This is a genomic window from Methylosinus sp. sav-2 (assembly GCF_004366495.1).
Lineage (GTDB): Bacteria > Pseudomonadota > Alphaproteobacteria > Rhizobiales > Beijerinckiaceae > Methylosinus.
Map to the genome: position 1 here is coordinate 1 of NZ_SOEJ01000026.1, position 23,461 is coordinate 23,461.

Consider the following 23,461-nt stretch of genomic DNA (forward strand, 5'->3'; position numbering starts at 1 on the left):
GAATGTGGGAATCGTCGTCGGCGACGAGAATGCGGTGGGCCACGGAAGCGCGCCTATCATTTGCCGGAGGCGTCGTCGCTCGTCGGCGTCGCGCCTTTCGGATTTGTATCGAAATATCGCTTCAGGCGCCATCCGCGAAAAGTCCAGCTCCGCCACTCGATATCGGCGACGGCGACGCGGGCGAAACTTTCCTCTCTCGGGGGTCGCCGCCCTGCCCGTTCGGCGTAGAGCCGGACATATCGATCATAGGCGGGAATCGCCTGCGGCCCGAGCGAAAGAAGATAGTCGATGTCGAGCGCCGGGCCTGCGCCGCTCGTCTCGGCGCAATGCGTGACATTGTAGCTCGCGACGATGTGAGGGAAATTCAGGAAGCAGCAGAGGTAGAGCGTCGCGGCCAAGGCGAGCGCATTGGCGTTGAGGAGCCATTTGTTCGATTTTCGCGCAGCGATCTGAACGGTGATCACCAGGAGATCAAACGCGACCAAGCCCATCCAGATCATCGCCGCGAGCCGCAGCTCGCTGAGGGAATAGGCGTCGACATAGAGTCCTGTCCGAAACAGCGACGACAGGACGAGCATGAAGTTCTGCGCGACAAAGAGCAGCACCAAGGGCTTTATGTGTCGCGATGTTTCGGCAGGGCCGCCCGAACGCATGGCCATGAGGACGAAGCCGGCGGCGAGCAATGCCGTCGCCATCAACGGATAGGCGCCGCGATGCGCATAGGCCGCATAGGTGAGGCCATGCGGCAAAGCCAATCCGCCCCAGAGATAAGCGACGTCCAGCGACGTTTGCACAGCGAACAGGGCGTTGCACAGGACCAATGATCGCAGCACCGCGTCCGCGCCGAGCAGCGCCCCGTCGTCTTTTGGGGTCGCAGATGCGGGCGTCTTTCGCTGCGCCGGCTCACGCGGGCGGCGCAGATGAACGAACGGCCATACGAGGCACGCGATCATCATCCAGAACAGGATTCGCATCGTCGAGATCAGCTCGAATCCGCGCCTCGGATCCAATAGGCGCACCCATTCGTCGATCACGGGATTCGCCATCGCAAAGAGCGACAGGAATATGAGAAACAACCCGATCGGCGCGATCCAGGCGATCAGCGTCCCCGCAGGCCGGACCATCTTGCGCCTGCTCCGCGATAGCCTTCGCGCACGAAGAATATCGCCGATCAGCCAGAACGGGCCGACGAAGGGTAGACTGCACGCGCGGCGGAGTTGCGAGGGCCAGACGCCACGGTCGCCGAAAGTCGTGACCTGCGCGAACATCAGCGTCGTACCAGTGGCCACGAGAAGCGATAGCCAAGAAACGTCCTCGACGATGGCCAGCAGCGCGAGAATGAGAGCAGCGGCGGCTGCGATCCGCAGGCGCATGTTCGCGCGAACCGGATTGGCGAGGATCGTCAGCAGGCCAATCGCGGCGAGGAACAGGGCGAGCGACAGGCCGAGGCCGGCACGATCGACGAACAGCCAATCGGCCAGAGCTGTGGCGGCCGCGGCGAGGAAAAGCCTGCGCGCCAGCCATTGCATGGGAGGGAGAGCGGACAAAGAAAATTCATTCATCGCAGGCTTTCCTTTGGCGATGCGCGATCGGGAAGGGAATGACGTTGCAAAGCCGCCGGCGATGGACGGGGAATGGCGCGATTTCGGCGGGCGGATGAGCGGGATGGGGAGTGAGCCACCAGCCGTCGTTCAGGAGTCGTCGTGGCAGGCGTTTTGCGCGGAAAGGGAGGGAGATGACGTCGGCCATGCTCCGACAATGCGCTGGCGCTATGCAGCGCTGTTGCGGGCCGATCGCAGAGTTCGAGGATTATCGTGCAGTTTTCGTGCAATCGGCGGTGGGATCGGGAGGGGCGCCGATGCGATCATGGCTGCGAGGAAGAAGCGATGACCGCGTTCGGAGAAGACCTGATACAGACTCTTGGCGAAGCGCTGGCGCATATTAAGGGCGAAGGGCCGGTTGTCGTTCCCGCCTCGGTAGAGCAGCGCGAGGTCCGCAAGCCTTCTGGGCTGACGCGGGCGGACAGGCTCGCGGCATGGGGAAGAGTCTATCCGGGATCGCCAATGGGAGCACCGGCCATTGCGGCGACACCAGACGCCCGAACGGGTCGTAGACGGAGCCGAGAGCGGCGTCGAGCCGCATCTGGTTCGTGCGGGCGCGGAAGGAGCTGACGAAGGTCCAGGCGACGCCGCCATTCTTGGGCGTGCGCTCGGTCAGCTGACTGTCGGCGCTCCAATCATAGCGATTGTCGGCGTCCTCCAGCACGCGGTTGGCAGCGTCGACGGCATAGCGTGCGAGGCGATGCTTCAGCATCGCCCATAACCCCAGCGTCCGGTTCCGCCCTTCGAAGGATTATGTCCCGCTCACGCCGTTTTTACCAGAGCCGTTGCTACGACTCTTGGCTTATATCACTTGGGCCATCGTCGACTGGATCAAAAAAAATGGTCCACTCTTCAGAGCGGCTCTCTCTTCTGGCAGACCAATTTATAGGTATATCTTTTATTATCGACAAACTCTCATCTTCCTCGTGCAAACATGAAAAACAAACAATTGAAATGTCATTAAAACTCTCTTTAGTTGGATTTGTTTCAAAATCATGATCATTTTCACCGCAAAAGGCATGCAAATAGGTAGGCGTGTTCGATATATACATTATACCGCGTTCGCCGTTTAATACATGCTTACAAACGACACATGCAAGATCCATGTACTCTGCTAGAGTTTCATTATTTTGCGGGTGACTACCTATCGCAGTCATATCGAACCTCATCTCGCGCCTTTTTTCGCGTTGCAAGACAGGCACATCCAATCGAGGTTCCTGGGATCGTCCCCTCCCCCTCTCGACTGGGGTACTCTGTGATCGCACGATATCACGTCAGCCCTGGGCCCCGTAGGCGGAACACGTCGACGCATAGGTCTCTGGCATTTTGGACAAATTCCGCCGAGTTTGTCGAAGATTTCATCGAGGACATGGCCGGGAGGCCTCACACGTGCGTTATGCGCCTCCGCCCCAGCATCGCCGACGAAATAGTTATGGTCCTGCGCGACCTCGAAATTATAGACGAGCGTCGAACGCTCTTCCAGTGACACATCCGCCACAGCGAGCGTCGCTTCGCGCTCGGAGACAATCCGATCGCCCCTCTCCAGCCGACGTACCTCTACCCAGCCCTTGCCCGCGACGAAGAACGGATGCTCGCTCGTCACATGCAGTATCTCGCGTCGTCCATCTGGCCCGTCGAGCGTCAGATGTGTGATGCTCGGAGCCGTGCGGCGGAACAGCTCGCGCACCGGACGCCAGTCCACCTCGCCGGTGAAGCCGTCGCGCGCCGCGACCAGATCGCCGATCGCGATCTCCTCGATTGGCCGGCGGCCGAACGCCGTCTCGATCGGCGTCCCCGCCTCGAAGGACGAGAAGCCCGAAATCGAGCAACCCGGAGACGGCGACGACTTGCGCGTGGGCGGACGCGGTTTCTTCACCGCCTTCACCGCGCAGGACGACATGTCGGTCACGAGGTCATAGGCGCCGACCAGCGACGGGTCGTTGGCGAAGGAGAGCGCGTCGGCCAGCACGAAGAAGGTGCAGGCGATGCGCGCGCCGATCTTCTGCACGGCGCTGCCGCTGCGCGCGGTCACCGACGCCGCATCCGCGCCTGTAGCGAGCGCGGTGGTTCCCTCCGCCGTCGTCACAATGCCGTCGCCGAGAATGGCCCCGACCGCCGCCTGGTCGATCGTCGCCTCTTCCGCCGCGGCGCTCAGCCCGCTCGGATCGCTCCAATTCTTCGGATTGTTCCAGGCGAAGCTATAGAGGTTGGAATCGCCTCCGCCGTAGCCGAGCGGATCCTCGGCGAGGAAGCGTCCGAGCGCCGGATCGTAGAAGTGCGCGCGGTTGTAATAGATGTCGGGGCCGGCGATCCATTCGCGCCCCTTCCAGCCATAGGGCTGCAAGGGAAGGCTCTCCACCACCGCCAGCCGCCGCCCGAAACTGTCATAGTCGTAGCGGTTGAAGACGGTGGAGCCGGCGTTTGTGATCAAGCGGATCGAGCCTTCGCCGTCCGCATGGTAGTAGAACTGCGATCCCGTCCCCGGCGTCGGCGCCGCGCCCTGCGCATAGACTTCCATCGCCAGCGGCTGATCGTCCAGCGGCCCATGGACATAGCGGACCCATTGGTCGCCGCTGGCGAGACGGCGCCGGGCCAGCACGACGTCGGGACCGTCGTAATAGAGCTCCTCATTGCCGCGCGGAGCCGGCCATTGCGGCGACACCAGACGCCCGAACGGGTCGTAGACGAAGCCGATGGTCGTCCCGTCGGAGCCGAGAGCGGCGTCGAGCCGCATCTGGTTGGTTCGGGCGCGGAAGGAGCTGACGAAGCTCCAGGCGACGCCGCCATTCTTGGGCGTGCGCTTCAAGAGCTGGCCGTCGGCGCTCCAATCGTAGCGATTGTCGCCGTTCTCCAGCACGCGGTCGGCAGCGTCGACGGCGTAGCTCGCCGAAATATGGGAGGCGATGCTGAGGCCGCGCGATCTCTAGCTTAATATTTTGTTCAGTTATGCATTCGTGTCATTGTCCTCTATGTCAGGACTATGGAACCATACCCACCGGTCTTGTCTTGACGATCTCCTTGCGGCCCAATCAATCGGCAACTGAAATATCTCTTCCACAGAACAGTCCATTTCGAGGATATGGGAGATATGAACGACTGTTGCATCCTCAATTCTTGATGGGGGTTCTGATAAGTCGAAATCATGGTCGTCACGGTCGCACAAAGCCTGAAAGTCGCCGCCGCCACAAGAGATTATGAGCACCGGACGTTCGCCTGTCAGCACATGACGGCAAACCAAACAAGCTCGTTGTCCGTCGACTCTTGCTTTTTTCTCAGCTGAGTGATCACTCATCGCTCACCTCGCTCCTTTGCGGGAGTTACACGGAACACACAACCCTCGCAGATTCGACGCTTTATCCGATCCCCCATTGACCTGGGCGATTATATGATCGCATGAAAACCGATCTGTTCGAGGCCCGATTCTTGGACCTGAAATTTTCATCAAAATTCCACAGATAGGACAAATGCCTCCTGTCTCGTCAAAAATCTGCTGTCTAAGTTTTCGACTACGAATGTTAGCATTATGCGCTTCTGCGGCCTCGTCTCCGACGAAATAATTATGGTCCTGCGCGACCTCGAAATTATAGACCAGCGTCGGCCGCTCTTCCAGTGAGAAGTCGGCCACCGCGAGCGTCGCTTCGCGCTCAGAGACAATGCGGTCGCCCCTCTCCAGCCGACGCACCTCCGTCCAGCCCTTGCCCGCGACGAAGAACGGATGCTCGCTCGTCACATGCAGTATCTCGCGTCGTCCATCTGGCCCGTCGAGCGTCAGATGCGCGATGCTGGGCGCCATGCGGCGGAACAGCTCGCGCACCGGACGCCAACCCACCTTGCCGGTGAAGCCGTCGCGCGCGGCCACCAGATCGCCGATCGCGATCTCCTCGATCGGCCGGCGGCCGAGCGCCGTCTCGATCGGCGTCCCCGCCTCGAAGGACGAGAAGCCCGAAATCGAGCAACCTGGCGACGACGATTTGCGTGTGGGCGGACGCGGCTTCTTCACCGCCTTCACCGCGCAGGCCGACATGTCGGTCACGAGGTCATAGGCGCCGACCAGCGAGGGATCATTGGCGAAGGAGAGCGCGTCGGCCAGCACGAAGAAGGTGCAGGCGATGCGCGCGCCGATCTTCTGCACCGCGCTGCCGCTGCGCGCCGCGACCGAGGCGGCGTCGGCGCCCGTCGTCAGCGCCGTGGTCCCCTCCGCCGTCGTCACAATGCCGTCGCCGAGGATCGCGCCAGCGGTCGCCGCATCGATCGATCCCTCTTCCGCGGCGGCGCTAAGCCCGCTGGGATCGCTCCAATTCTTCGGATTGTTCCAGGCGAAGCTGTAGAGGTTGGAATCGCCGCCGCCAAAGCCCAGCGGATCCTCGGCGAGGAAGCGTCCGAGCGCGGGATCGTAGAAGCGCGCGCGGTTGTAATAGATGTCCGGGCCCGGAATCCATTCGCGCCCCTTCCAGCCATAGGGCTGCAAGGGAAGGCTCTCCACCACCGCCAGCCGCCGACCGAAGCTGTCATAGTCGTAGCGGTTGAAGACGGTGGAGCCGGCGTTGGTGATCAGGCGGATCGAGCCTTCGCCATCGGCGTGGTAGTAGAACTGCGATCCCGTCCCCGGCGTCGGCGCCGCGCCCTGCGCATAGACTTCCGTCGCCAGCGGCTGGTCGTCCAGCGGTCCATGGACATAGCGCACCCATTGGTCGCCGCTGGCGAGACGCCGCCGCGCCAGCACGACGTCGGGACCGTCGTAATAGAGCTCCTCATTGCCGCGCGGAGCCGGCCATTGCGGCGACACGAGACGCCCGAACGGGTCGTAGACGAAGCCGATGGTCGTCCCGTCGGAGCCGAGAGCGGCGTCGAGCCGCATCTGGTTCGTGCGGGCGCGGAAGGAGCTGACGAAGCTCCAGGCGACGCCGCCATTCTTGGGCGTGCGCTTCAAAAGCTGGCCGTCGGCGCTCCAATCGTAGCGATTGTCGGCGTTCTCCAGCACGCGGTCGGCGTTGTCGACGGCGTAGCTCGCCGAGATGTGCGAGGCGATGCGATTGCCTTCCGGATCGTAGGAATAGCTCTCGATCTGCTGCGGCGGAGCGACCAAATTCGCGCCGGTCAGACGCTCGACGGCGTCATAGGAGAAGGTCTTGGTTCCCGAGAGCTCGGCGAGGGCGGAGAGATTGCCGCGCAGATCATAGGCGTGGTCGAATTTCAGGAGGGGATTGCCGGCCGGCGTCGGCCGATGCGCGAGGCTGGCGAGCCGCCCCGTCTGCGCCTCGAAGGAAAGATCGGCCTCCAGTCCGTTGGGAAATACGAGACGCTGCGGCCTGCCCGCTGCGTCATAGCTCTGGGTAATGGTCTGGCCCCATGGCGTCCCGATCGCCGTGACGCGATCTTCCGCGTCATAGGCGTAGGCGGTGACGCCGCCGAGGCTGTCGCTCATCGACACGCGTCGCGACAGTGCGTCATAAGCGTAGGAGAAGGCGACAGAGAGCGGATAGCCCGCCGTCTGCATGCCGACCGGGCGGTTCAGCCCGTCATAAGCGAAATCATAGCCTAGGCCATTATCGCCGCGCGTCGAGACCAGATTGGACGCGGCGTCATAGGAGAAGCTCGTCCCGCCCTCCCCGATCAGCCGCTGCAGCGGATCATAGGCGAGCGCTTGGCTTTGCCCCGTGGGCGTCGAGAGCGAGACGGGATTGTCATTGCGGTCATAGCGGGTGAGCCAGCGTCCGCCCAGCGGATCGACGCGCAGGTCGAGGCGCTTGAAGACATCATAGCCGAGCTTCGTCTGCTTGCCACGCGCATTGACGACGCTCACCGCATTGTCGCGCAGATCATAGCCGAGGCTGCGCGTCGCGCCGAGCGCGTCGGTGACCGTGACGAGACGATTGGCGGCGTCATAGGCGTAGCTCGTGACCGCGCCGGAGGCGTCCGTCGCCGTCAGCCGGTTGCCATTGGCGTCATAGGTGAAGCTGCTCGTCCCGGCGTCGGGCGTCGTCTCGGAGACGAGCCGATTGTCGCCGTCGAAGCTGCGCCGCGTGACATTGCCGGCCGGATCGACGATCTGAATGACATTGCCATTGCCGTCATAGCTCGTCGCCGACACCTGGCCGGCGGCGGAGGTCTGCTGGATGATGCGATTATTCGCGTCGTAGCGCGAGGCGCGGTTGCGGGCGATCGGAGTTCCCACCGCGTCGACGGTGAGGATGAGATTGCCGCTGCCGTCGTAATAGCGGTCGAAGGCTGCGCCCGTCGCGTCGGTCGTGCGAGAGAGATTGCCGCTGGTGTTGTAGGCATAGCTCGTCACGCGGCCGAGTGGATCGGTCTTGGTGAGCGCGAGGCCGCGCGCGTCATATGTATAGGCCGTGACCCCACTGAGCGCGTCGGTCATCGCCGTCATATTGCCGTTGGCGTCATAGCTCCATTTGGTGACATTGCCCTCGGGATCGGTCTTCTGGATCAATTTGTCGTGAGTCGGCTCGTAGACATAGGAGCTGACCCGTGTGAGAACGCTGCCGCTGACGGGATCGGCCGCGTGTCCGACGCCCTCGCGCCGCTGCAGAAGATTGCCGCGCTCGTCCCAGAGAAATTCCTCGACGAGCGTGTCCGTGGCGCCGATCTGCGGCTGGCCGAGCGGGCTCGGCGATATCGCGCCCGCGCTCGCGCCGGCCGGAATCTCGCTGCGCACGACATGATTGGCGTCGTCGCGATAGAAGCGCGAGACGCGGCCGAGAACATCGGTGACGCGCACCACCGCGCCCCATTCATTGACCTCGGACTCGCTGACATCGCCCTTGGCGTCGACCATCTGCGTGATGCGGTCCTCGACGGGCACGAAAGCCGCATTGGTCGGCCCGCCGAGATCGACGCCCAGCGCATCGAGGCCGAGCGCGCGCGAGACGTCGAGCTTCACCGTGCTCCCGTCGGGATAGGTCTGGCTCTTCAGCTGGCCGGTCGATAAATAGCTGCTGCTCGTCCTGCCGCCATTCGGATCGATCGTCGTGACGAGCTGATGATTGCCGTCGTAGAGATATTGCGTGACATTGCCGAGCGGGTCGACGACCTTGGTGAGATTGCCCGCGGCGTCATGCTCATAGCTCGTCGTGCGGCCAGCGCCGTCGGTGGTGGAGGCGAGCCAGGAGCCGGAATAGGAAAAGCTCGTCGTCACGCCGGTCGGCCCGACGATCCGCGTCAGCTGGCCTTGGCCGTTGTACGAATAGTCCGTCGAATTGCCATTGGCGTCGACGAGCCTGGTCTGGAAGCCGTCGGCGCCGAAAGTGACGGTGGTCCCGTCATTGTAGATGCGCCGATAGCTTCCGTCGCCATTCTGCACGAGCCGCGTGTAATCGCCGATCGGCGCGACGAAGGCGCCATCGGGATGTGGCTTGCCGAAATAGATGGCGACGCGATCATTGTCGATGTCGTTCACCGCGACGTCGGCGATTCCATCGCCGTCGAAATCGGCGACGTCGATCTGGAAGCCGACGCGGAAGGGCGTGTCGATCTTCACCGGCGTCGGATTGAAATTTCCTCTGCCGTCATTGAGGAAGACATAGAAGCCCGCGCTCTTCGCCGAGACGATGAGGCTCGGGCGATTGCCATTGGCGAGTGGAGCCAGCGTCACGCTGTCGGGCGCGAGGCCGCCGGGAAGCGTGAGCGTCTGGCGGATATATTGATTGCCGGCTCCGGTCTGGCGCCATTGCACGATATAGACGGCATTGGAGGCCGCGACGGCGAAGGCGGGCAGGCCAGAGGCGTCGATATCGGCCGTGGCGAGCGCGCGTGACGGGCCGACCGGCCCGAGCGCCGTCGGCATTCTGATCGTGTCGAAGACCCACTCGTCTCCGTCCACCTGCCAATAGCCGAGACCGCTCGGCCCGCGCGACCAATGGCCGCCGACGCCATCGGCGTTCCCGCCATAGGTGAAGGATAGCGAGCCGTCGGTGGTCAGCACCGCGACTGTATCGTGCTGAAAGCCCGGCAGTCGCACTTTGACGTGGGTGATGTTGTAGCCGGGCAATCTCGGCGAGTCGTGATGGAAGGTGAAATTATTCCTGTCGTCGTTGAAAATGATGTGGAGATCGGGGTAGCCGCCCTGATTTTCGCTCATCATGAGATGGCCGCCGCCGTCCCCGATGAAGTCGCCCGTCACAATGGCGCCGCCGGCGCCGTTGGATTCGACGGCGAGCGGCACGGGCAAGAAGGAGCCGCCCGACCCGCCGACGAGAATCTTCGCGAGATTATGTCGCGAGTTGACATAGGCGACGTCGATATTGCCGTCATTGGTCACGTCTCCGGCGGCGATATCCGTCACATCGACGTTGAGCGTGCCGTCGGCGTTTCGCGAGCCGGCGTCGCCGATGATCGGCGAAGCGCTCTTGACGAATTGCCGGCCGCCGCGATTGAGGATGACATTGAGAGTGCCGTCCCGCCAGCCGAGCCGCAGGATCGACGGAAGCCCATTGCCGAGCAGATCGGCCGTCGCGCCGAGGAAAGGTCCGCTGACGGGGATATAGACCGGGTCGGGCAGAAAATCCGGAGCCTGCTCCGGATGCGCGATCAGCGTGCGGCCATTGCCCTCGACGATGGCGAGCGAGCCGTCCGCCTGCTTCTCGAGCTTCTGCAGCTCGGCGAGCTGCCAGCCGGCGCCGAAGGGGCTTTTCGCCTGATTATTGACGACGAGCGTCCCCGTCGCCTGCGCGCCGACCGCCGAGCAGGCGAATTTGGCGATGGTGAGCAGTGAATAGCGATAAGAGCCCGAGACGAGATTGGTCGCATCGGCGACGCTCGCCTGAATGACGCCATTGTCGCGCGCCGGATCGAGCGGGCCGGCGCCCGCGATCGGGGTCGACAGATTGGTCGTCGAAGCCGTTTGCTGCGTGACATTGGCGATGGTGAGCCGGCTCGTCAGCGTCTGCGGCAAGCCGAGCCCGGCGCCGAACTGCGCCGCGGCGTCGATGATCGGACGGGCGTTGGCGGTCGTCGAATGGTAGACGAAAGTCAGGCCACGCGCGGCGCCGAGCTCGCGCATTCCCGGCGGCGAGAAGCTTGTCGCGAGATCGCCGCCGCCGAGCGCGCTGGGATTGAAAATATCGGCTGGCTGCGTCTTGCGTTCGACCATTCCGGCGTGGCGAGGCGTCATTGCGAGCACTGTCCCGCCAGGAACGCCGCCGATGAGGGTGGAGATGCGCGCGCCGTCCGACGAGACTTGCCCGATGCCGACGACGCGGGCGCTGGCGAGCTGCGGATCGAAGGCCCAGAGATCGACCTGCGCGCCGGGCGGAAGCCCGTCATTATTGGCGAGGGTGAGCTGGGCCGGAGGATTGAAGGTGACGCCCGTGGGCGAGACGACCAGGAGCTGACAGGGCGCGAAGCCGGCGGGCAGGCCGATCGGCGTGCCCGCGGGCAGCGAGCCGATGGACACCTGGCCCGTATAGGGCGTCCCGTTGGCGGTGAAGGCGGAATTGGGTGCGATGGTCAGCGTCACGCCGAGCGCGGAATTGGTGATCGTCGTCGAGCCGGAACCTCCGCCGACTGTCCCGCCGCCGGATGCCCTCGCCAGCAGGATGGGGCCGTCGAGCGTGTTGACGACGCCGGCGATCAGCGGCGCCGGGAGGACAGTGTCGAGATAGGCAGAGCCATCGGGCGCAGGCCCGGCGCCGCCGGCGGAGACGACGAGCGTCCCCTGCCCGGCCGGCAGACCGGAAAGGGCGATCGCGCCGGTCGCGTCGCTGGTCGCGCTGATCGAGCCGATCGAGACAGCCGCGCCGACGACCGGCGTCGATATTCCATTCGCGTAGTTTACGGCGTCATAGACCTTGGCCGTGAGGTTCGCCGTCGTTCCGACCGGGGTCCCCGTGACCGTCACCGGAACGGTCAGCGTGATCACATCCTTCCCGTTCGTCGCCTGGAAGGTGAATGAATAGCCGGATGGATTATTGCTCTGCGGCCGAAACTTGAACGCCCCGGTCGTCGCATCGAAGCTCGCCCCCGAAGGCAGAGCGCCGGAATAGGCGTAGCTCACCGGCTTGCCGCTCGAATCGCTCGCGGCGACGGTGAAGGAGACGCTCGAGCCGAGCGCGACGCTCTGCGCCAACACGGGCGTGAAGGTGAAACCGCCCTGCGCGAGGATTGTCGCCGTCGCCGGAGCGGAGGCGTTATAGGGATCGGAGACGACGAGCTGGACCGTGTAGGAGCCGGCCATATCGGGAACGAGATGCGCCACGGAAGAGGCGGCGTCGGTCACCACGGCGCGGCTGCCTCCGGGCGCGCTCTTCAGTGTCCAGGCGAAAGTGAGCGGATTGCCGTCTGGATCGATGGAGGTCGAGCCGTCGAAGCTCGCCGTCTGGCCGACGAGAACCGGGGATTTGGCGGAGATCGCCGCGACCGGCTTCTGCGCCGTCACCTCGACGACGAGCGTGCGGGGCCGGCTGTCGAGCACGCCGTCCGATACGATCAACTGAACGACATAGCGGCCATAGGCGTCGGGCTTCAATGTCGGGAGCGCGCTCGTCGGATTGCCGATGCCCGCCGCTGAGCCGGCGGGGCGCGACAGTAGCGACCATTTGTAGGTGAGGCCGCCGTTCGGCGTCGCCGGAAGATTGGGATTGACGGAGGATGAGCCGTCGAGCCCGACGACGACTCCGCGATAGGCGACGCCGACCTGCCGCGGCGCGGCGACCGGACGCGCCTCCACCGTGGAGACGACGACGTCGTCGGTCGAGAACAGCAGACGGTTCTCGACGGTGAGCTGCGCCACGACGAGCTTCGGCGTCGTGCCCGAGGAGTGGTCCCTTCCGCTCTGCGAAATGGCGAGGGCCGCCGTCAGCGAAGAGGCATTGGAGAGCGCGCCCGGAAGCTGGTCGCCGAGGCCGAGGACCGTCCAGCTGGCCGAAAGCCTGCCGCCTTCCGGATCGCGCGACGCGGAGCCGTCGAGGGAAACGATGTCGCCCGCGCGCGCCAGCGGATCGCGCCCTGCGTCGGCGATCGGCGCGGCGGCCTCCGTGGTGACGACGACGGTCGCCGGCCGCGCATGGCCGAACCCATCGTCGACGAGGAGCTCGGCGACATAGGAACCGGCGACATCGGCGGTGAAACCGGGCTTGACGGAGGTCGGATCGTCGAGCGCGGCGGAAGATCCCGCCGGCCGGGAGATCAACGCCCAACGATAGGTGAGCGCGTCGCCGTTCACATCGGTAGAGCGCGAGCCGTCGAGCGTCACTTTCGCTCCGGCTGCGACTCGCTGATCGTCGCCTGCGTTCGCCACAGGGGGAACATTGCCGGTCGTCAGCAGGCTCGTGACGGGGCGTGCGCCGCCGCGCGAGCGGGTCCCTTCACTCCCTTCGTGATCATCGTCGTGACTGCGGTCGCGGTCCCGATTCCGAGCACGACCATGATCGTCGCTACGGCTGCCCTCGCGGCTGTGCTCATGGCCGTCTTCGTTGCCCCGCGCCACGACCGGTAGCGTCGCCTGCACGACATAATCGCCAGCGCGATCGAGCGTCGCCGCCTGACGCGCGTCTGGCCCGGTCTTGAGCCGCGCAGCGCTTCCTGCGGGCTTTGATAGCAACGCCCAGCCGACATTGGTCGTTGCCGCTGTTCCGGGCGGCAGATAGGTTCCGTCGGCGTCGACCCTCGCAGTGGCGCCCTGGGCGAGCAATTGCGCCGGCCCCGCGCTGGCGCGACCGTGCAAAGCGTCACGCGTAGAGAATGTCACCAGTGACGGCGAACTGATCTTGCCCGTGGCGTCGACGACGACGAGCTGCGCGACATAGGCTCCCTCTGAGTCGACGACGAATGTCGGACGCACGACGGTCGTCGACGACAGGGTCGCGGCGCTATGCGCAGGCCGGCGCAGCAGAGTCCATCGATAGGCTATCGCGTCGCCGTCGGCATCGAATGAGCGCGCGCCGTCGAGCGCCACGGTCGCGCCGACCGAGACCTCCCGATCGAGGCCCGCGTCCGCGACAGGGGCGACATTTTGTGTCGACACCACAACGCTCGCGCGCGCTGAGCTGCGATCGTCGTCGCCGCCCTCGGCTTGCGCTGTGACCGTAAAAACGTAATCGCCGGCGACGTCGACCTTGAACACGGGTCTCAGCGCGGAGCTGTCGGAAATCCCTGCGACGCTCCCCGACGGCCGCTGGGTGATCGCCCAACGGTAGCGCAGCGCACGCCCGCTCGCGCTGGTGGACCCGGAGGCGTCGAGCTGAATGGTCTGCCTCACCGATGCGTGGCGATCGAGGCCTGCGCTCGCGGCGATGTCCGCCACTCCGTCGTCAGCCGAGGCCGCGGATATCCAACCAGCGACGCTCGACAGGCAAATAGCGGCGAATGCAATAAAAATTGCGCGAGCGCGATTGTCATAATTCAGTCCGAAGAAAGGACGCCGAGGAAACATCGAAGGCCTCAAATTTAGTAACCGAGGACCATTAATTCGCAACGCGGAAGAACAAAGCGAAAATGATCCATCATAATGGTGTTCAGCGCGCGAGCTTTTTGCGCATCAGCGTTAGCTTTGCAAGCGCTTTCCAGAAAATATTTGGGCTCGTCGGTCCCAATGGTCAGGGAAAAGGTTGTCACACCACATGAATATCGAGCGGCCTCGTCGATGACAGGGCATGAGGCAATTGCTCAGGCTCCATCGTCTCTGTCGGCCGTGAGGCGGGTGCGGGTGCGGGCTGGCTTTGCAGGGAGCGGAAGAGGTTTCGGCGCGAAGGGGATCGCTCAGGAGGGGAACGAATGCTTGGGCGACTGGACTGGATCGAAGCCGCTCGTCGAAACGCGCGAGGGCGTCCGACGCGCTCTCGAAGTGCGCTCGCAGGCGCTCGAATGAAACAGAGTCGGGAAGACCTAATCCCATTTTAATTCCAGGTGAATCAAGACGCCTATCAAGTTATCGCGAATTTCGCTTGAGTGATAGTAGATGCTTTTTTATCTGTCGCCGACCGGATCGAAATGCATCGCCGCGGCCGCCGAAAGCAAGCGTCGAAACGGCTCCGAAGGGAGCTTTCGGCCTACAAATCGACGAAAAGGGCTGTTTTTTGGGCCTTTTTCCTGCTCGCCCTTTTGTGGCGGCGCCGAACTTCGGCCATCGGATGCGTTTTAAAACGGTCGTGTATTAAACTATCACAATTGAAATTTCGATTTTGAGAGCGGTTGGCGAGATCAGGGCGTTAGGATTTTCTTCGTTACAATGAGACTGGCAGAGGGGCGAACGGTCCGCCGTGCGGGACACTATCGGGATATCGCTCGATCGCGCCGCTGACCAACGTCTGTTTATGGCAAGACGGTAAGTGCCCAACGTATCATCCGCATTAGAACGTGGACTTTCGCAAGCTTGCGGGACAAGGGTGCTTATTCAGCGGAATGGGCCAGAGGCTCCACCGCCAGTCTCAGCCCGAGGGCGTGAACGACGCCGAGCAAGGTTGAGAGTTGCGGGTCGCCGGCCTCGCTAAGAGCTTTGTAGAGCGCCGGCCGGGTGACGCCGGCCTTTTCGGCGATCATCGACATGCCGCGCGCGCGCGCGACGGCGCCGAGAGCCGCCGCAATGAATTTCTGGTCGCCGGACGCAAAGGCTTCAGCCAGAAATTCGACCTGGTCTTGCTCGTCGGTGAGATCGTCCGCCGGATCGTAAGGAATCGTTTTGATCGTCATGGGCGTCACTCCAGTTCTGGGATCATGGCTTTGGCTTTTTCGATGTCGGCCGCTTGTGTTTTCTTGTCGCCGCCGCAAAGCAAAATCACCACGATGTCGCCGCGTCGGTGAAAGTAGACTCGGTATCCCGGCCCCAGGTCGAAGCGCAGCTCGCTGAGGCCGTCGCCGAGATATTTAGCGTCTCCGAAATTGCCCGCCTGGATGCGGATCATTCGTTTCGCTATCGCTGCTCGCGCGCGCCCGTCCTTCAGAGACCCGCGCCATTCCTGAAAAATGAGCGTCTGGCGAATTTCGAGCATGTGTCTCATATAGGAGACATTTGTCGGGCCGTCAACTTCCAAAGGAATGCCGTGACTTTGCCCCAGCACTGCTCAGCAAACTGGCCTTGATCGAAGCGATCAAGCGATCCGCGCCCGCGGCGGAAAGATGCTCGGCATTGCGCAACGCTTTCTAGTCTTCGCGCAGCCGGGCCAGCCGCGCGCAGCTCGCGGCGGCTTTGAGCGCGAGGCGCTGGTGCAGGACGCCGGCATAGGGCGGCTCGGCGCCGTCGGGGCCGGCGCGCAACACCCGATCGAAGAGCGCGAGGGCGGCGCCGGCAGCGAAGGTCGCAGCCGCAGGGGCGACGGTGGCGTCGGGCTGGCGCGCCCATCCTGGAAAAGCGTTTTATTCTACAGAGTTCGAGGCGCGGTTCGACCGCGCCGAGGTCGCGCGCCGACCGCGTGTCGGCACAGGCGCGGCGGCGTGTTCGGGGTCGGCAGGCGCGCGTTCGGCGATTCGCGGCATGACGGAATCGTAGACCAGAGCGGCGCTCTGTCACCAGATTGCGAGGAAAATGCGCAGCACCTGTCTTCCGTTATTTAGGCGATTATGCACTTTACAAACCACGGCGAACGGTGTAGCTTCTGAATCAAGGAGCTAGTCCAATGTCCGTTCTTTCGAAGCCCTACTTCCACGACGAAGCCGCTGCCTTTGCGCATCTCGAGAGCATCCTGTGGCCCAACGGCCCTGTTTGCCCTCATTGCGGCTCCATCTCTGGGAAGCATTATGACCTTCGAAAGACCCGCCTCGGCCTCCGCAAGTGCTCAGACTGCCGCAAGCAGTTCACTGTGAAGGTCGGCACTGTTTTCGAGTCCGCCCATATCCCGCTGAACAAGATGCTTCAGGCTGTCTATCTCCTCACGTCGTCGAAGAAGGGCATTAGCGCCCACCAGCTTCACCGCGTGCTCGAGGTTCAATACAAGACGGCTTGGTTCCTCGCGCATCGTATCCGCGAAGCGTTCCGCACTGGCGCGCTCGCCATTCCGTTCGGCAGCGAAGGCGGCCCTGTTGAGGTCGATGAAACGTTCATCGGCCGCAAGGCTGGCGTGCCGAAAGCTCGCGGCGGCGCCGCTCACAAGAATGCGGTTCTCTCGCTTATCGATCGCGACACGAAGCAGGTTCGCTCTTTCCATGTCGATGGCGTCACGACCGGCGATCTCGCGCCGATCATCCGCGAGAACCTTGCCAAGGAAGCGCGTTTGCAGACGGACGAAGCGAAGCAGTATCGCAAGCTCGGCGAGGAATTCGCGAGCCACGATCGCGTGAACCACAGCGAAGACGAATACGTTCGCTACGAGGCCGCTGGAATCGTCACGACGAACAGCGCCGAGGGCTATTTCTCGGTCTTCAAGCGCGGCATGAAAGGCGTCTATCAGCACTGCTCGGAAAAGCACCTTCACCGCTATCTCGCCGAGTTCGACTTCCGTTATAACAACCGCTCGGCTCTCGGTTGCGAGGATCAGGAACGGGCGCAGCGCGCGCTTGCGGGGATCAAGGGCAAGCGCCTGACCTATCGTGGCACTGATAGCGCCTCGCAAGAAGGATGAGTCCAATCAATAGCTTGCAAGCTATTGATTCTTGTGAAGAATCGCGATATACACTTTGGTGGGACTTCGGCTCTAGGCTCCGGGCATTTTGTCTGGGGCGTCCAATGCAACGGTTGGCGATACAGTAGCCATCCTATACGGGCTTGGAGTAGTCGGGGTCGGGTCCCACCATTGCCTTGGATATCCATAGAATTTGAAAATTAAAGATTGCTCTTTGGTGATGTTAGCTCCTCTGAAGGAAGGCAATAGCTTTACTCCATACCCAGCGTAGGTGCGGTAACTCTCAATCTCGGTTTCGTCTCTATATTCGACTGAAGCCATGCGAGACTTCAGGGCTTGAGCGAACCGAGGGTCACATGCATGAGTGTTGTATGTATCGCATCCTTTAAAATAGGCGCTTGCGGCAATGTCAGCAAACGTAAGTCCTAGATGCTCAAAATGTGGTATTACCTCTACTAGACGCATATCCAATGTTTCAAAATAAACCTTACCTAGCTCTAGATACAATCCACCAACTCTCCCTTGCATTTTTATAAGAGCAAAATATGCATTCAGTTGAGAGTATGACAGGCCACCGCGATGACTATATATCAATTTAACTTTCGCCGGCTTGCCGGATCTCAACATTGAATCGTTCAGCACAAAGTGGGTTATTCTCTCAAGAAGCACTCTGGTCAGCCAGCAATAGAACCAATTTCTGTCGAGAGATCGCAGCTCTGCGAATGGGTTTGTATACCCTTTCATGTTCTTTTTATTTGAACATACAGAAAATATTTTTACGGGCTTTTTGGAAAGAAATTGACAAGTTATAAGCTTGTTAGTCTCGTTAAGTTTGGCAAAGTGGATGACTTTTCCCTTAAATTTTACTAGACGGCTCCTCATATCCGCATACCAGCTATCTAGTTTATCTTCGCTTTCCTTCCGGACCAAAATTCCAGACACGATGAGCCATTCGGAAGACCCCTCAGGGTCCATCGGGCGCACCCGAGTGAGACCAGGCTCCCCGGCTTCGTCGATTAATGCGATATATTCGTAGTCGGGGATTTTGGAGGGATTGGACATGGCCGAACCGGACTCGAAAAAGAAAGTGCAGGCTAAGGCGCAGTATGACCGTTTTGCTCAAACAGCGCGAGAGCTCGGCTGCGACGAAGACCCTGCGCACTTCGACGAAGCGCTAAAGAAGGTCGCGCGGCATAAGCCGGCGCCGAAAAAGGATGAGAAGAAGGCCCCCGATGCGAAGCCGCCTCGATCTTCCTGAGATTATGGACGCGGGCCTTGGCCTTACTGAGGCTTTGGATTTTTGGAGCCGCGTCCAGAATGATCCGTTGATGAGCGATGACGACGCGCGCGCAGAGCTACAAGCTATGCGTGAGAGCGTGGTTATTCAGCCGGCGGCTGCTTCTTCAAATGTTCTTCAATTCGCTCGGCCGAGCGAGCGATAGAGCCAAGCTGATAGGCGATGTATTCGAGGGCATTCGCTATCCTGGCCTCGGTCGGCGGCGTGCGCTCTGGCGTAATGCCGGGGTCAAACGGCTTCTGGTAGGATTCCTTGCGACGCTCTACGAGCAGCTTGTCTCTTTCGGCCATATCCATCGCGAATCTCCTCAGTTGCAACACCTAGACCTACAACCTAGCCGATTCGCGTGGTTCGGGAAATACATAATCGTCGTTATTTATGTCCGATAAGGTTGGTTTATCGGACATAATTCCACAGCCCTAGATTTTCGGGCGATCGGCTCGTTTCCGGCGCTCGGGAGTGCTCCGCTGCGTCGGATTTTCGGCTTCCCAGGCCCGCGGGAAGGCCTCCCGCCGGAAGACAGAGCTTTGACTGCTTCCGACGGTGCCCCCTCCCCGGCCGAGCGCGGTTCTGCCCGCGCCGGCGCTTTTCGCCGCGCTCGGCGTCAAGGCGCGCGACTACGCGCGCGCCACCGCGAGTAGGATCCGATCGGCGGCCTTTTCCGGTTGGCTGCGCCGGCGAGGGCTCGCCCCCTGCCCCGATCCGCCGACCGTGGTCTCTAATCTCGCCGTTTGCATGGAGGCCGGCCACGGCCGCGCGCGCCACTCGGCATGACGACGCTGGAGCGCCGCCTGTGTCCGGCATCGTTCGGTGCTACCGCCAGCTTGGCGTGCCGCTCGACGACTGCTGATCCGCATATCGTGAATCGTGTGACTGGAATTCGCCGCGCGCACAGCTGCCCAGCGGTCCCGAAACTGGCGATCTTTGCCGACATGCCCATCGCCTACTGGAGACGCTGGAGCACGATCGGCGCGGCATGCGCGATAGGGCCAGTACGAAGTTATCCATGTCAGACTCCTTGATCGTAACCGCACGGTTCCCAAATGGCGGACATTTGACTACCAACTAGCCGAATACAATACTCCCGATTTGCGGGGATTCGGGGGTGGCATGTTCGAGCGATTTGTGGAGCGACGGGCGAAAGAAGCCCTTTCGGATACCCCGGTCGTTCTGATCGTCGGGCCGCGTCGGGCCGGCAAGACTACACTCGTCAGAAAGATGGGGGAAGCCGGCAGAACCTATATCACGCTCGACGATCAGACGGTTCTCGCGGCAGCCCAATCCGATCCAACCGGGTTCATCCGGGGTCTGGACCAAGCCATCATCGACGAGATTCAGCGTGTCCCGGACCTGCTGCTGGCGATTAAGAAGACGGTCGACGAAAACTATCGATCTGGGCGTTTCCTCCTGACGGGATCAGCAAACGTGCTGACCTTGCCGCGGATTGCCGACAGTCTGGCGGGACGGATGGAGACCATCCAGATGCTGCCGTTGGCGAGGGCCGAGGTCGAAGGCCGGACCCCGACCTTTCTGGAGCGCCTCTTCGAGGGAAAGCTTCAGGGCCAGCGGAACGCGATAGTCGGCGATGATCTGGTTGAGCTTGTGCTACGTGGGGGGTTTCCGGAGGCGATCAGCCGCGACAACGAGCGGCGGCGGCAGGATTGGTTAAGATCCTATCTCACGTCAATTCTGACACGTGACCTGCGTGACATAGCCGACGTCGAAAAGTTGACTGAGCTTCCGAAGTTCGTCCGACTTTTGGCGGAGCACTCAGGGCAGTTGGTCAATTACTCTCAGTTCGCCGCGGGGATTAATGTCACCCACAAGACCGGACAGCGCTATGTCGGGCTACTCGAGCAGGTGTTTTTGGTTGCCACGGTGCAGCCATGGTTCACCAACGCGCTGAAGCGCATTGTCAAAACGCCAAAACTTCACTTCCTCGACTCAGGGTTGCTGGCGACCGTGCGTGGTCTCACCTTCGACAGGATAAAGGTCGATCGAGGATCGTTCGGCGCGGTGCTCGAAAGCTTCGTATTCGCGGAGGTCCTGAAGCTGACGACCGCGTCGGACCTGCGGCTAACGCCGCACCATTTTCGGGATCGAGATGGCCGTGAGGTGGACATTGTTCTGGAGCGCGATGACGGCACGATCGCCGGCATTGAGATCAAGGCAAGCGCCACCGTCAAATCTGGCGATTTCGGAGGACTGCGGGCTTTGGCGGAAGCGTGCGGGGATCGCTTCGCTTTCGGCGTAGTCCTTTACGACAGCGTGGAGGTCGTGCCGTTCGGTGACAGGCTTGCGGCGGCTCCATTGTCAAGTCTCTGGAGCGGATCGCCTATGAACAAGGCCGGCATGGCGAAATAGGCCCGGAAAGGCGCCGGTGACGCAGTTTCTTCGTGCAATGGCTTGCTCCCGCTCTAGGAATTGTCAGCTGACAATTTTGAGAAGATTGGGGCATCAGGGACTAAAGCCCTGTTAATGTCTCATTTACCGAAAATTTCTTGACCAGCTGCCAGAATCGCTGTCATTTGCGGCATACACTTCAATTTGCTCTTTGGAGCGTGAATGGCGATGCCGAGCCCTAAAGCCGCAACAAGCGAAGAATCCGGCTCTTTCTCGATGGATCAAATCATCGCGGGAGACGCTCAGATTCTGAGTAGCCAGCTCCAAGCGCTGAGGGAGAAGCTGTTCCCGCCCGAGGCAAAGAAACAGCTTCGCCGCTTTTCCAGTGGCGAGGCCGCGAAGCTGATCGGCGTCACCGACAGCTATCTCCGTCATTTGTCGACGATCGGTGAAGGTCCAGAGCCGGAGAAGACTGCGGGTGGAAGACGCGCCTACACCCTCGATCAAATCCACGCTTTGCGTCAGCATCTAGCCAAGGCGAAAGCCTCTTATATGCCGACCCGCGTCGGCAACGAGCATCTGCAGATCATCGCTGTCACGAATTTCAAGGGTGGCTCGGGCAAAACCACGACGGCAGCGCATCTAGCGCAATATTTCGCATTGCGCGGATATCGAGTTTTGGCGGTCGATCTCGATCCCCAAGCGTCTCTGTCCGCGCTCTTTGGTTATCAGCCGGAATTCGATGTCGCCGAGAATCAGACGTTGTATGGCGCAATTCGCTACGACTCGGCGCAGCGCTCGCTTTGCGACATTGTCCGGCCGACCTATTTTGCCGGCCTCGATTTGGTTCCCGCCAATCTCGAACTGCACGAGTTTGAGCACGACACCCCCAAAATACTGGCGGATAGCGCGCATGATCCGAGCGATCTTTTCTTCGCACGCGTCGCGAACGCGTTGCGTAGCGTCGATGATCGCTATGATCTCATCGTTATCGACTGTCCTCCTCAACTCGGATTTTTAACGCTCTCGGCTCTTTGCGCTGCTACCTCCGTGCTGATCACGGTTCATCCGCAGATGCTCGATATCGCGTCGATGAATCAATTTTTGGCGATGGCGTCTGATCTTCTAGCCGTCGTGAGAGATGCGGGCGGCAATCTGGACTATGACTGGGTCCGCTATCTGTTCACGCGCTACGAGCCGAACGATGGACCTCAAGCGCAGATCGTCGCGTTCTTGCGTAACTTGTTCGGCGAACGGGTTCTGACTGCGATGATGGTAAAATCGACCGCCATATCGGACGCCGGGCTCTCGAAGCAGACGATTTATGAAGCCGCGCGCGAGTCGATGAATCGGCAGACCTATGATCGCGCGGTCGAGGCGATGGACGACGTCAATCGTGAGATCGAACGCTTGGCTCGTCAGGCATGGGGGAGGCCGACGCCATGAAAGGACGCGACGCTCTTCGGGAGCTTTTGGGGGCCGGTAAGCCAGAAGTGGCACCCAGCCCCGCTCCCGTGCATCGAAGCACCGGTTCGGTAAAAGCGATGAATCTCGGCTTGCAGAGATTGTCGGAAGAAGCGGCCGCTGCCAAATCTTTGCGCGCCACGCTCGCGAATTCTGCGCAAGTCGTCGAGCTCGATGCCGCTCAGGTCGACGATTCCTTCATCGTGGACAGGTTGTCGCCCGAATCGGACGCCGGATTCGTGGGTTTGAAAGCCGCGATCGCAACGCATGGTCAGCAGGTTCCAATATTGGTGCGCCTGCACCCCGACGATCCGGCGCGCTACCAAGCCGCCTATGGACATCGCCGGCTTCGTGCTGCACGGGAATTGGGTCGTTCGATCAAAGCGATCATCAAGCCTCTGACGGACGTCGAGTTGGTGGTCGCGCAGGGGCAGGAGAATAGCGAGCGGGCGGACCTGAGCTTCATCGAGCGCGCATTATTCGCGTCGCGTCTTGAGCAACGAGGATTCGACCGCGATACTATGACTGCCGCGTTGAGCATAGACAAGCCCGAGCTCTCGCGGCTGCTCTCAGTTGCAAACAGCATCGACGGCGAACTCATCGGCGCGATCGGCCCTGCCCCGAAGATTGGTCGGCCGCGCTGGCTAGCGCTCGTAGAGAGGATGAACGAGCCGTCTTTCCGTCGATCGGCGCAACAGGTGGTTTTGACCGAGACCTTCGCCAAAGCGGACTCAAATGCGCGCTTCAATTTGGTGTTCGCAGCGCAAGCGCAAGCGCAAGCGCGCGATAAAAAAACGCTTGAGACCGCGCGTGGGAAGCCTGTGGCATGGGTTGAGCGAACATCGAAGGGCATACGCCTGGGAAGCGACGATAAGGCTTTTGTTGCATTCCTTGATCAACGGCTGCCCGAGCTGCTTCGGGAGTTCGATTGCATAGAGTGAGCGCGTAACGTTTTTGAGTTTTCGTAGCCGAAATTGTCAGCTGACAATTTCGGCTCTTGAGAGGAGATTTCGCAAAAGAAAAAGGCCCCCGAAACGTTGTCTCGGAAGCCCTTCTCATCCTTAGCACGCTGAGAATCCCACTTCCGCGAATCGCTGTCAAGTACCAGCGCCGTTTCGGTGAGCGGATTTCTTTTGCCTGAATGAGGCAAAGGATCATGCAGACACGTCCAACGACACCCTTCGGGCGGCGGCCGTTGTCGCTCGCCATGGTGGCGAGCCAGACCGCGACTGAGAATTTCGCCGCAAAGC

15 protein-coding genes are annotated in these 23,461 nt (G+C 61.5%); 6 read left to right on the forward strand and 9 right to left on the reverse strand.

Translation table 11 applies throughout. The features are described 5' to 3' along the window. Positions 1-56: 56 nt before the first annotated feature. From EDE12_RS20915 to EDE12_RS20950, 7 genes are all read right to left on the reverse strand, one after another. A complete protein-coding gene (locus tag EDE12_RS20915; protein WP_026597656.1) occupies positions 57-1,562 on the reverse strand; it encodes a DUF4173 domain-containing protein in 1,506 nt (501 codons plus the stop codon). Between the two features lie 379 nt (positions 1,563-1,941). Continuing rightward, positions 1,942-2,313: a hypothetical protein gene (locus EDE12_RS20920; RefSeq protein ID WP_026597658.1), complete on the reverse strand. Its 372-nt coding sequence runs from the start codon at positions 2,311-2,313 to the stop codon at positions 1,942-1,944. Positions 2,314-2,389: 76 nt separating this feature from the next. Continuing rightward, entirely contained in the window at positions 2,390-2,758 is a 369-nt protein-coding gene (locus tag EDE12_RS20925) for a hypothetical protein (RefSeq protein ID WP_198029850.1), read from the reverse strand. Between the two features lie 8 nt (positions 2,759-2,766). Beyond that, positions 2,767-4,458, reverse strand: a complete 1,692-nt coding sequence (locus EDE12_RS20930; protein WP_134188284.1) for a polymorphic toxin-type HINT domain-containing protein — start codon at positions 4,456-4,458, stop codon at positions 2,767-2,769. 438 nt (positions 4,459-4,896) lie between these two features. Continuing rightward, positions 4,897-13,857, reverse strand: a complete 8,961-nt coding sequence (locus EDE12_RS20935; protein WP_166671919.1) for a PKD domain-containing protein — start codon at positions 13,855-13,857, stop codon at positions 4,897-4,899. 1,085 nt (positions 13,858-14,942) lie between these two features. Then, positions 14,943-15,242, reverse strand: a complete 300-nt coding sequence (locus EDE12_RS20945) for an addiction module antidote protein (RefSeq protein ID WP_026597664.1) — start codon at positions 15,240-15,242, stop codon at positions 14,943-14,945. 5 nt (positions 15,243-15,247) lie between these two features. Next, entirely contained in the window at positions 15,248-15,541 is a 294-nt protein-coding gene (locus EDE12_RS20950) for a type II toxin-antitoxin system RelE/ParE family toxin (protein ID WP_026597665.1), read from the reverse strand. 127 nt (positions 15,542-15,668) lie between these two features. Here EDE12_RS20950 and EDE12_RS22410 point away from each other — a divergent pair, with 127 nt between their 5' ends. Together EDE12_RS22410 and EDE12_RS20960 are read left to right on the forward strand one after the other, a co-directional pair. Continuing rightward, positions 15,669-16,103: a hypothetical protein gene (locus EDE12_RS22410; protein ID WP_245275676.1), complete on the forward strand. Its 435-nt coding sequence runs from the start codon at positions 15,669-15,671 to the stop codon at positions 16,101-16,103. A gap of 62 nt (positions 16,104-16,165) precedes the next feature. After that, on the forward strand, positions 16,166-17,107 hold the full coding sequence (locus tag EDE12_RS20960; protein WP_026597666.1) for an IS1595 family transposase: 942 nt from the start codon (positions 16,166-16,168) through the stop codon (positions 17,105-17,107). Between the two features lie 72 nt (positions 17,108-17,179). On the opposite strand, the gene EDE12_RS20965 is transcribed toward EDE12_RS20960, so the two are convergent. Continuing rightward, positions 17,180-18,169 carry a DUF3800 domain-containing protein gene (locus EDE12_RS20965; RefSeq protein WP_084768264.1) on the reverse strand — a complete coding sequence of 330 codons (990 nt, stop codon included), beginning with the start codon at positions 18,167-18,169 and terminating at the stop codon, positions 17,180-17,182. Between EDE12_RS20965 and EDE12_RS20970 the strand changes: the two genes are divergently transcribed. Further along, entirely contained in the window at positions 18,168-18,365 is a 198-nt protein-coding gene (locus EDE12_RS20970; RefSeq protein WP_084768268.1) for a hypothetical protein, read from the forward strand. The two genes, EDE12_RS20965 and EDE12_RS20970, sit on opposite strands and share 2 nt — an antisense overlap. Before the next feature lie 122 nt (positions 18,366-18,487). Here EDE12_RS20970 and EDE12_RS20975 read toward each other — a convergent pair whose 3' ends face one another. Further along, complete coding sequence (locus tag EDE12_RS20975; RefSeq protein ID WP_026597667.1) at positions 18,488-18,700, reverse strand: hypothetical protein; 213 nt, start codon at positions 18,698-18,700, stop codon at positions 18,488-18,490. A gap of 814 nt (positions 18,701-19,514) precedes the next feature. Between EDE12_RS20975 and EDE12_RS20980 the strand changes: the two genes are divergently transcribed. The 3 genes from EDE12_RS20980 to repB all read left to right on the forward strand — a co-directional run bounded on the left by EDE12_RS20980 (position 19,515) and on the right by repB (position 23,152). Further along, a complete protein-coding gene (locus tag EDE12_RS20980; protein ID WP_026597668.1) occupies positions 19,515-20,768 on the forward strand; it encodes an ATP-binding protein in 1,254 nt (417 codons plus the stop codon). A gap of 207 nt (positions 20,769-20,975) precedes the next feature. Continuing rightward, positions 20,976-22,193 (forward strand): plasmid partitioning protein RepA, encoded by a 1,218-nt coding sequence (gene repA, locus EDE12_RS20985; RefSeq protein WP_026597669.1) that lies wholly within the window; start codon positions 20,976-20,978, stop codon positions 22,191-22,193. Continuing rightward, positions 22,190-23,152: a plasmid partitioning protein RepB gene (gene repB, locus EDE12_RS20990; protein ID WP_026597670.1), complete on the forward strand. Its 963-nt coding sequence runs from the start codon at positions 22,190-22,192 to the stop codon at positions 23,150-23,152. The genes repA and repB overlap by 4 nt, the downstream gene beginning before the upstream one ends. The last annotated feature ends 309 nt before the right edge of the window (positions 23,153-23,461 follow it).

Coding starts and splice junctions, on each gene's coding strand:
- EDE12_RS20915 (WP_026597656.1), bottom strand. CDS start 1,562: ATGAATGAATTTTCTTTGTCCGCTCTCCCTCCCATGCAATGGCTGGCG.
- EDE12_RS20920 (WP_026597658.1), bottom strand. CDS start 2,313: ATGCTGAAGCATCGCCTCGCACGCTATGCCGTCGACGCTGCCAACCGC.
- EDE12_RS20925 (WP_198029850.1), bottom strand. CDS start 2,758: ATGACTGCGATAGGTAGTCACCCGCAAAATAATGAAACTCTAGCAGAG.
- EDE12_RS20945 (WP_026597664.1), bottom strand. CDS start 15,242: ATGACGATCAAAACGATTCCTTACGATCCGGCGGACGATCTCACCGAC.
- EDE12_RS20950 (WP_026597665.1), bottom strand. CDS start 15,541: ATGCTCGAAATTCGCCAGACGCTCATTTTTCAGGAATGGCGCGGGTCT.
- EDE12_RS22410 (WP_245275676.1), top strand. CDS start 15,669: ATGCTCGGCATTGCGCAACGCTTTCTAGTCTTCGCGCAGCCGGGCCAG.
- EDE12_RS20960 (WP_026597666.1), top strand. CDS start 16,166: ATGTCCGTTCTTTCGAAGCCCTACTTCCACGACGAAGCCGCTGCCTTT.
- EDE12_RS20970 (WP_084768268.1), top strand. CDS start 18,168: ATGGCCGAACCGGACTCGAAAAAGAAAGTGCAGGCTAAGGCGCAGTAT.
- EDE12_RS20965 (WP_084768264.1), bottom strand. CDS start 18,169: ATGTCCAATCCCTCCAAAATCCCCGACTACGAATATATCGCATTAATC.
- EDE12_RS20975 (WP_026597667.1), bottom strand. CDS start 18,700: ATGGATATGGCCGAAAGAGACAAGCTGCTCGTAGAGCGTCGCAAGGAA.
- EDE12_RS20980 (WP_026597668.1), top strand. CDS start 19,515: ATGTTCGAGCGATTTGTGGAGCGACGGGCGAAAGAAGCCCTTTCGGAT.
- repA (WP_026597669.1), top strand. CDS start 20,976: ATGCCGAGCCCTAAAGCCGCAACAAGCGAAGAATCCGGCTCTTTCTCG.
- repB (WP_026597670.1), top strand. CDS start 22,190: ATGAAAGGACGCGACGCTCTTCGGGAGCTTTTGGGGGCCGGTAAGCCA.